The sequence below is a fragment of the Agrobacterium deltaense RV3 genome (assembly GCF_900013505.1).
Taxonomy (GTDB): Bacteria; Pseudomonadota; Alphaproteobacteria; order Rhizobiales; family Rhizobiaceae; genus Agrobacterium; species Agrobacterium leguminum.
On the sequence record NZ_LT009746.1, the window covers coordinates 103,709 to 111,984 of the forward strand.

The window sequence follows — 8,276 nt, forward strand, 5'->3', positions numbered from 1 at the left end:
GGGGACCTCCCTTCCCCAGCCATCCCCGATTGACCTATCCCGCCGTGACTGGCGGCAGCTTGAACAGCGCTTCCGGATTTTCCACCAGCGCGCGATGCCGCGCCGCTTCATCCGGTAGCCAGCCGAGTATAACTTCCGCAAGGCGAGCATCGTCGGGATAGGCCGCCGTCTCGCGGATGGAGTTATGCGGCCAGTTTGTGCCCCAGACGATGCGCTCCGGCGCATGGGCGGCGATGACGCGCGAAAAGGCGGCGATGTCCTCATAGGGCCAGCTCTCACGCGAGCTTTCGTAGACGCCGGCGAACTTGAACCAGAGATTGCCGCGGTCGATGAGTTTCAGAAGCGCCGCCATTTCCGGGCCATCGGTTCTGATGCCCTTGAAGAACTTGCCGTGGTGATCGAACACCCAGCGCGAGCGGATGTTCTGAAGGCGCGGCAGGTGATCGAGCAGCGTATTGCCGTCGAATTGCACCGCCACCATCCAGTCGGCCGCGTGCGCGCGCTCGTCCACGGCTTCCAGCTCGGAAAGATTCACCGCACCACCCGGCAGATCCATGATACGCGCACCGACGGCCCCTGAGGCGGCAAGCTTTTCCATGTCCTTTTCGGTCGTTCCCGCATCGATGATGACCACCGCGCGGGCCGCCTCGCCCATTTCCGCGACACAGGCGAGTGTGTTGCCGTTATCGCGCTGATGGGCGTTGCCCTGGGTGATGATGACCCGGTCGATGCCGAGCCATTGCATGAGGCTGCGATAATCCTCCGGTCCGGGCAGAGCGCCCGGCGGCAGGCCCGGTCCACCAGGCAGGGCGGGATAGTGGGGCAGATAGAGATGCATCTGCGTATCGACGGCGCCTTTCGGGAAAGCGGGCCGGGGCGCTGTGCCGCTCAGTTTTCTGACAAGTTCGCTCACGGGTCTGGCATCCTGAATTCAAGCAATGCGTCGCGGTTGATCTCTATTCCGAGGCCGGGGCCGTTCGGGATCGCGACAACGCCGTTTACCGCCTCTATCGGCTCGCGCAGCACGGCCTGCCGGAACGGATTATAGGTGCGGTCGAATTCCATGATCGGCTCGATGGGATTGACCCGCACCGGATCGGGCGTCATCGCCGCCATGAATTGAAGGGCTGCCGCAATCTGTACGCCGGTGCCCCAGACATGCGGCACGATGCGCACGCCGTGCAGCGTGGCGAGCGCCGCGATCTTCTGCGTTTCTGAAAAACCACCGCAGCCGCAGAGATCGGGCTGGAGAATATCCACGGCGCCGGCGGAAAGCGCCTGCCACATGCCATAACGCCCGTGCCAGGTCTCGCCGCCCGCAACCGGTATCGGCTGGCCGGCCCGCACCCGGGCATAGGCATCGAGCTGTTCGGGAACCACCGGCTCCTCGAACCAGTCGATACCATACTCGGCGGCGCGGTTGCCGAGCGCGACGGCTTCGGTGACGGTGTAGCCGTGATTGGCGTCGATCATCAGCCGCATATCCGGCCCAATCGCCTCGCGCACCGCGGCGATGACGCGGAGGTCTTCCTCGATGCCGAAGCCGATCTTGATCTTGCAGGCATGAAAGCCGTCCGCCCGACGCTCCGCCATCTCGGAGGCATTGTCGGAAACGCGGTCGACGCCATCGCGCTTGAAGCTGCCGGTGGCATAGGCCCGCACGCTTTCGCGCCAGCGCCCGCCGAGCAGCATCGAGATGGAAGCGCCATAATGCTTGCCCTTGATGTCCCACAGCGCGATATCGATGCCGGACAGGGCCGTGAGGCTGAGGCCGCGCTGGCCCTGATCGCGCAGGGCATTATAAAGCACGGCCCAGATCTTCTCGGTCTCACGCGGGTCCTGGCCGATGAGCCAGCCGGAATAGGCCTGAACCACGGCGGCGTTGGGCCGCGCCGGGCCGAGGCATTCGCCCCAGCCGACGGTTCCGTCGTCGCATTCGATTTCCACCAGAATATGGGCGCGGCGGTCAAAACGCATGGATGCGCTTTCGAACGGCGTGTCCAGCCGGTGTTCGAGCAGATGCGTGCGCACCGCTGTGATCTTCATGGCTCCCCTCCCGCTTGTCTCGATCAGGCCTCCAAATCAGGCTTTGCGCTTATGCGTGCCGATCAAGGCGTCGAGCATGCCGATTTCCTCATTGGTCAGATCCTTCAGCGGCGCACGCACCGGACCGGCGTTGAAGCCCTGCAGGCGCACGCCTGCCTTGACGGCGGAGACGGCATAACCCTTGGCGCGGTTGCGGATCGCCATGAACGGATAGAAGAATTCCGTCAGGATACGCTCGCAGGTGGCGCGTTCGCCGGCGCGCAGGGCGGCGTAGAACTCATTGGCAAGACCCGGCACGAAGTTGAAGACAGCCGAGGAATAGGTGGTGAAACCGGCGCCGAGATAGGCTTCGGCAAACAGTTCCGCCGTCGGCATGCCGCCGAGATACATCAGGCGATCACCCATCTTGGCGGTGATCTGGCGAACGAGACCGATATCGCCGGTGCCGTCCTTGAAGCCGACGAGGTTCGGGCATTCGTCGCAGAGACGCGCCAGCGTATCCGCCTGCAGCACGGAATTGTCACGGTTATAAACCATGACGCCGATGCCGACCGACTGACACACCTTCTTGATGTGGGCGTAAAGGCCTTCCTGCGGCGCATCGATGAGATAATGCGGCAGAAGCAGGATGCCGTCCGCGCCGACCTTTTCGACCGAACGGGCGATATCGACGGCGATCTCGGTGCCGTAACCGCAGCCGGAAACGATGGCGGTTTCACCGGCCACATCCTTGGCGGCGGAAACGATGGTCGGAATTTCATCCGGCTTCAGCGAGAAGAACTCACCCGTGCCGCCGGCGGCAAACAGCACCGGCGCTTTATAACCGGCAAGCCATTCGACATGCGCCCTGTAGCTATCGGCCGCAAAACGACCCTCGGCATCGAAATGGGTGACCGGGAAAGACAAGAGGCCGGAGCCGAGCGCCGCCTTGATTTGTTCAGGGTTCATGTTTGGTATTCCTTTGCAAATTCATTGACTGGAAGCCACCTAACCCGGTTGCCGCATGCTTGTCAACAATTCATCATACATGTTGTATGATGAATTGTTGAAATCTGTAACAGATCAGCGCGCCAGCCAGCCGCCGTCGACATTGAGAATGGCGCCATGCACATAATCCGCCGCCGGCGAAGCAAGGAAAACCGCTGCCCCGGCTATATCGTCGGAATGGCCCCAGCGGCCGGCCGGAATACGCTCGAGAATGGCCTTGTTGCGGGCCGCATCCGCACGCAGCGCCTCGGTATTGTTGGTTTCGATGTAGCCGGGCGCAATCGCATTCACATTGATGCCCTTCGCCGCCCACTCATTCGCCAGAAGCTTGGTGAGGCCCGCGACGCCGTGTTTCGCCGCCGTATAGGACGGCACGCGAATGCCACCCTGAAAGGAAAGGAGCGACGCGATATTGACCACCTTGCCGGACCGGCCTTTCGCCAGCAACTCTTTCGCAAAAGCCTGGGTGGTGAAAAACAGCGCCTTGAGATTGACGTCCATCACCTCGTCCCAGTCGAGTTCGGAAAACTCGACGGAATCGGCACGGCGGATAATGCCGGCATTGTTGACGAGAATATCGAAACCGGCTCCGGCAAAACTGTCCTTCGCCGCCAGCGGATCGGCAAAATCGATAGACAATGCGCTGGCCTTGCCGCCGTCCCTGGCGATCATCTCCAGCGTTTCATCCGGCGCGCGGCGGGCGGCGCAGACCACCTCCGCCCCGGCAGCAGCGAGCCCCACCGCAATTGCCTGGCCAAGCCCCGTATTCGCGCCGGTGACGAGCGCTTTACGCCCCTGAAGCGAAAAGGGATTCTTCATTTCAGATCTCCCGGCTGGATGAAGTCCATGTCGGTGTAATCGACATTGTCTCCCGCCATAGCCCAGATGAAGGTGTAAGAACCGATGCCGGCGCCGGAATGGATGGACCAGGGCGGGGAAATCGCACCCTCTTCATTCGAAATGAACAGATGCCGGGTTTCCTGCGGCTCACCCATCAGATGCAGCACGCGCGACTTCTCATCCATGCCGAAATAGAGATAGGCCTCCATGCGGCGATCGTGAATGTGGGAAGGAATGGTGTTCCAGACCGAGCCGTCCTCCAGCGTCGTATACCCCAGCACCAGCTGGCAGCTTTCCATGACCAGCGGATGGATGAACTGGTTGATGGTGCGCTTGTTGGAAGTTTCGGTCGCGCCGAGCTTGACCTCCTTGCTATTGGCCAGTGTCACGAGCTTCGCCGGCAGGCTGCGATGCGCCGGGCAGGAGGTGATGTAGAATCGCCCTGCCCCGTCAAAGGTCACCGCACCGCTGCCGGCGCCGAGATAAAGCACGTCGCCGCGATTGAGCGTATAGGTCTCGCCGCCGGCGCTGACCGTGCCGGTCTCGCCGACATTGACGATGCCCATCTCGCGCCGGTCGAGGAATGACGGCGTCTTGGTCTCTTCCACCTTGTCCAGCGTCAGCCGCGCACCGTTCGGCACCGCGCCGCCCATCACGAAGCGGTCATAATGGGTGTAGATCAGCCTGATTTCGCCGGAACGAAACATGTCGTTGGCGAGGAAATGCCGGCGGAGCCCTTCGGTATCCAGCGTTTTTGCATATTCCGGGTTCACGGCCTGCCTTGTTTCAACGGTCAACATCAAACTCATCCTTCATGATTGTTGCGTATGGCACATAATATATGTTATCCGCTTTTTGTACGATCTGTATGACAAGGTCAAGAGGCATAGGCATATCTCGACCACGCCAGGGACGTGCAACGCTGAGGGAGAATGGCAATGAAACGGCTTCTTGTTACCGGTGCTGCGGGCCAGCTTGGCCGCGTTATGCGCAAACGCCTTGCATCGATGGCCGAGACCATTCGCCTTGCCGATCTCGCCCCGCTCGATCCGGCAGGCCCGAACGAGGAATGCATGCAATGCGACCTTGCGGACGCGGACGCAGTGGACGCCATGGTTGCCGGTTGCGACGGCATCGTCCACCTCGGCGGCATATCGGTGGAGAAGCCTTTCGAACAAATCCTTCAGGGCAACATCATCGGGCTTTATAATCTCTACGAGGCAGCCCGCGCCCACGGCCAGCCGCGAATTGTTTTCGCCAGTTCCAACCATACGATCGGCTATTATCCCCAGACCGAACGGCTTGGTCCCGACGTTCCCTTCCGCCCGGATGGGCTTTACGGCGTGTCCAAATGTTTCGGCGAAAACCTCGCCCGCCTGTATTTCGAGAAATTCGGTCAGGAGACGGCGCTTGTGCGCATCGGCTCCTGCACGCCGGAACCCAACAATTACCGCATGCTGTCCACCTGGTTTTCTCATGACGATTTCGTGTCGCTGATCGAAGCGGCGTTCCGCGCCCCCGTTCTCGGCTGCCCGGTCGTCTGGGGGGCCTCCGCCAACGATGCAAGCTGGTGGGACAATTCGCATCTCGGCTTTCTGGGATGGAAACCGAAGGACAATGCCGAGACCTTCCGGGAGCACATCGCCCGGACAGTTCCCAAACCGGACCCGAGCGACGCGCTAGTCCGCTTTCAGGGTGGCGTGTTTGTCGACAACCCGATCTTCAAGGAGACGTGAAATGTCGCACGGACCTTTCCTGCTAAAACGGCGGGATTGCATGCCAGGCCGCGAATGACGTATCGAGGAACGGTGCACGCAACCGACATTTTTTAGAACGGCGACCAAGATGACAAAAGCGACAAGCTTCGAACCGGCAGCTCCACAAGGCAGAACGCTTGTGGTGAAGGTTTCGGAGGAACTCCGCAGCCAGATCGCCAAGGGTCGTTACAAGACGGGTGAGCGCCTTCCCTCCGAAGCGCAGATGACGCAGGAATTCGGTGTCAGCCGTACCGTGGTGCGGGAGGCAATCGCCTCGCTGCGATCCGACGGTCTGGTCGAGCCGCGTCAGGGCGCTGGTGTTTTCGTACTGGAACCCGCACCCACTGAGCGGCGCCCCTTCCACAATGTCGATCTTGCGCGCGTCTCGTCGCTGATCGAAATGCTGGAATTGCGCACCGCCGTGGAAGGTGACGCCGCCGGTCTCGCCGCCATCCGCCGCTCGCCGGCGCAGGAGGAAAAGATCATCGAGGCCTTCGATGCCTTCCGCGCCAGTGCCACCAGGGGCGTGCCGACGGCGGAGGCCGATTTCGCCTTCCATCTCGCCATTGCCGAAGCGACCAACAATCCCCGCTTCAGCGAGTTTCTGCAGGTGCTCGGCCCCACCCTCATTCCGCGCCGCGCCGTGGCCGAAAACGGCACGGAAACCGTGCTTTCGCCCGCCGATCTCGCCCGGCTCGTCGGTGAACATGAAGCGATCCTGATCGCGATACAGGACGGCGACGAGGAGGCGGCGCGCAGCGCCATGCGCAGCCACCTGAAAAGCAGCCAGACGCGTTATCGCTCCATGCTGCGCGCGCCGCGCTGAGACTACCTGTTTAAACCGCATTGCATGACTGAGGAGAACGATATGCAGCAGCTTCCGACCTTCCCCACCGTTTCCCCCGACGATGGCGTGGAGCGCACCGTGCTTTCCGAAGCGCCGGAACTGATGGTGGTATCCTTCCGCTTCAAGACCGGCGCCGAAGGCAGGCTGCACAGCCATCCGCATGTGCAATCCACCTACGTCGCCAGCGGCAGCTTCCGCTTTTACCGCGACGGAGAAGCCTACGACCTTCAGAAGGGCGATAGCCTCGTCATTCCCGGCCATATCGAGCACGGCTGCCTGTGTCTGGAAGAGGGCGAGCTGATCGACTGCTTTACCCCGCGCCGCGACGATTTCCTCTGATCCGGCGCTCAGTCCGCCGATAAATCCCGCAGGCTGCGCGGCAGGCTGTTCATGCATTCCGCGCCGGAGGGGGTGACGAGGAACTGGTCCTCGATCATCAGCGCGCCCAGCCCTTCGCCATAAAACGGCGCTTCGAGCGCCACGACCATGCCGGGAAGAATGATTTCCGGATTGTCATGGGAAAAGAACGGCCATTCCTCAATGCCCACGCCACCGCCGACGGAATGGCCGAAATGGCCGCGATAATATTCGCTGAAACCTTGCCTGCGCATCGAGGCCAGCATGGCGGCGTGCACAGCACCGAATGTATTGCCGGGACGAATCACTTCGAGCCCGCTGGCAAAGGCCGCCTCCAGGGCGCTGAAAACATCGGCGGCCAGCGGCGAGACCGGCCCCCACGAAAAGCTCCGCGCGCCATCCGATGAATAACCGTCGACCAGCGTGCCGACATCGGCCTTGATGAGCGCACCCGGCGTAACAACCGCCGCCATATCCGACAAAGCGGGTCCGACGGATATGTAGTCCCAATGGCCGCTCAGCGAAAACCCGGATTTCGCGGCATGGGCCTGCGCGCCGGCCTTCCAGGCGGCGGAAAGCCCGCCGAGCGCCGCGCCAGGCCTGACGGCAGCGGCCATCGCGACCAGCCCGGCCTCTGCCGCCGCAGCCGCGCGCCTCAGAAGCTCGATCTCACGCCCGGATTTCACGGCGCGCAGGCGGCGCAGCACGGGCGATCCATCAACCCAATCGACATCGGGCAGCGCCTGACGCAGCGCCAGAAAATCGGCGGCGGGCATGAATTCGAGGTCTGCGCCAATGCGCGCCGCCGACAGCCCGCGCTCCCGCAGCAGGTCAGCCAGCAGGCCGAAACAGGCAGCGCGGTCGAATGTTTCCGGCCTAGGGCCACCGGAATTGTTGCGGCGATAGGCATCGTCCACCTGCGCGATGGTTTCGGCGCCCGACAGATCGACCATATCGATCCAGATGCGATGGCAGCGCAGATCGATATCCGGCGCGGCTCTTCTGACAAGCGAGGCGGCATGATCGCTGACGACAGCCGCAATTGGCGCATCGGCATCGGCCGGCACCAGCGCAATCGCCGAACCCGCCCTGCCCCACATGGTCGCGACACCGGCATGGGCGCCGACCGCATAACGGAAGGCTTCGGGTTGGAACAGCACCAGCGCCTCGATATCCGCTTCCCGCATCAGTTGCTGGGCACGGCTTCGGTCGATATCGCTCATGGGAACCCCGGTATATCATTTGCCTGCAATGCCAGGCCGCACGGTTTATGAGCCTACGCTTTAGCAGTCACCGGGGAAGGAATGAAGGTGGAAGATAACATCTCCACCTCGAAGATCGCCAGTTGGAACGAGCGGTTACCGCCTGTTTCTTCTCCCCGCCGGGGAGAAGTCCGCGGCAGCGGGATGAGGGGGCAAGGATAGAGATAAACCGAGAGCTTG

Annotated in this window: 9 protein-coding genes; 3 read left to right on the forward strand and 6 right to left on the reverse strand. The window is 62.1% G+C overall.

The window, feature by feature from the left end:
• Nucleotides 1-34: 34 nt before the first annotated feature.
• The 5 genes from AGR7B_RS14910 to kduI all read right to left on the reverse strand — a co-directional run bounded on the left by AGR7B_RS14910 (nucleotide 35) and on the right by kduI (nucleotide 4,673).
• Entirely contained in the window at nucleotides 35-913 is an 879-nt protein-coding gene (locus AGR7B_RS14910; protein WP_080857181.1) for an amidohydrolase family protein, read from the reverse strand.
• Nucleotides 910-2,046, reverse strand: a complete 1,137-nt coding sequence (locus AGR7B_RS14915) for a D-galactarolactone cycloisomerase (RefSeq protein WP_080857182.1) — start codon at nucleotides 2,044-2,046, stop codon at nucleotides 910-912. The genes AGR7B_RS14910 and AGR7B_RS14915 overlap by 4 nt, the downstream gene beginning before the upstream one ends.
• A 36-nt stretch (nucleotides 2,047-2,082) precedes the next feature.
• Complete coding sequence (gene kdgD, locus AGR7B_RS14920) at nucleotides 2,083-2,994, reverse strand: 5-dehydro-4-deoxyglucarate dehydratase (protein ID WP_080857183.1); 912 nt, start codon at nucleotides 2,992-2,994, stop codon at nucleotides 2,083-2,085.
• A gap of 114 nt (nucleotides 2,995-3,108) precedes the next feature.
• Nucleotides 3,109-3,852, reverse strand: coding sequence for a 2-dehydro-3-deoxy-D-gluconate 5-dehydrogenase KduD (gene kduD / locus AGR7B_RS14925; RefSeq protein ID WP_078053632.1), 744 nt, complete (start codon nucleotides 3,850-3,852; stop codon nucleotides 3,109-3,111).
• Entirely contained in the window at nucleotides 3,849-4,673 is an 825-nt protein-coding gene (gene kduI, locus AGR7B_RS14930) for a 5-dehydro-4-deoxy-D-glucuronate isomerase (RefSeq protein WP_080857184.1), read from the reverse strand. Before kduI ends, kduD begins: the two co-directional genes overlap by 4 nt.
• 138 nt (nucleotides 4,674-4,811) lie before the next feature.
• Here kduI and AGR7B_RS14935 point away from each other — a divergent pair, with 138 nt between their 5' ends.
• The 3 genes from AGR7B_RS14935 to AGR7B_RS14945 all read left to right on the forward strand — a co-directional run bounded on the left by AGR7B_RS14935 (nucleotide 4,812) and on the right by AGR7B_RS14945 (nucleotide 6,816).
• A complete protein-coding gene (locus tag AGR7B_RS14935) occupies nucleotides 4,812-5,609 on the forward strand; it encodes an NAD-dependent epimerase/dehydratase family protein (RefSeq protein ID WP_080857185.1) in 798 nt (265 codons plus the stop codon).
• Nucleotides 5,610-5,718: 109 nt separating this feature from the next.
• The gene (locus AGR7B_RS14940; protein WP_078053634.1) at nucleotides 5,719-6,456 is read left to right on the forward strand and encodes a FadR/GntR family transcriptional regulator; all 738 of its coding nucleotides are present in this window, start codon (nucleotides 5,719-5,721) and stop codon (nucleotides 6,454-6,456) included.
• 42 nt (nucleotides 6,457-6,498) lie between these two features.
• A complete protein-coding gene (locus AGR7B_RS14945) occupies nucleotides 6,499-6,816 on the forward strand; it encodes a cupin domain-containing protein (RefSeq protein ID WP_003522691.1) in 318 nt (105 codons plus the stop codon).
• Between the two features lie 8 nt (nucleotides 6,817-6,824).
• Here the strand turns inward: AGR7B_RS14945 and AGR7B_RS14950 are convergent, their stop codons facing one another.
• Complete coding sequence (locus tag AGR7B_RS14950; protein ID WP_080857186.1) at nucleotides 6,825-8,057, reverse strand: M24 family metallopeptidase; 1,233 nt, start codon at nucleotides 8,055-8,057, stop codon at nucleotides 6,825-6,827.
• Between the last annotated feature and the right edge of the window lie 219 nt (nucleotides 8,058-8,276).

Excerpts from the sequence above, each read along its gene's own strand:
- AGR7B_RS14915 (WP_080857182.1), bottom strand. The coding sequence starts at position 2,046 with ATGAAGATCACAGCGGTGCGCACGCATCTGCTCGAACACCGGCTGGAC.
- kdgD (WP_080857183.1), bottom strand. The coding sequence starts at position 2,994 with ATGAACCCTGAACAAATCAAGGCGGCGCTCGGCTCCGGCCTCTTGTCT.
- kduD (WP_078053632.1), bottom strand. The coding sequence starts at position 3,852 with ATGAAGAATCCCTTTTCGCTTCAGGGGCGTAAAGCGCTCGTCACCGGC.
- kduI (WP_080857184.1), bottom strand. The coding sequence starts at position 4,673 with ATGTTGACCGTTGAAACAAGGCAGGCCGTGAACCCGGAATATGCAAAA.
- AGR7B_RS14935 (WP_080857185.1), top strand. The coding sequence starts at position 4,812 with ATGAAACGGCTTCTTGTTACCGGTGCTGCGGGCCAGCTTGGCCGCGTT.
- AGR7B_RS14940 (WP_078053634.1), top strand. The coding sequence starts at position 5,719 with ATGACAAAAGCGACAAGCTTCGAACCGGCAGCTCCACAAGGCAGAACG.
- AGR7B_RS14945 (WP_003522691.1), top strand. The coding sequence starts at position 6,499 with ATGCAGCAGCTTCCGACCTTCCCCACCGTTTCCCCCGACGATGGCGTG.
- AGR7B_RS14950 (WP_080857186.1), bottom strand. The coding sequence starts at position 8,057 with ATGAGCGATATCGACCGAAGCCGTGCCCAGCAACTGATGCGGGAAGCG.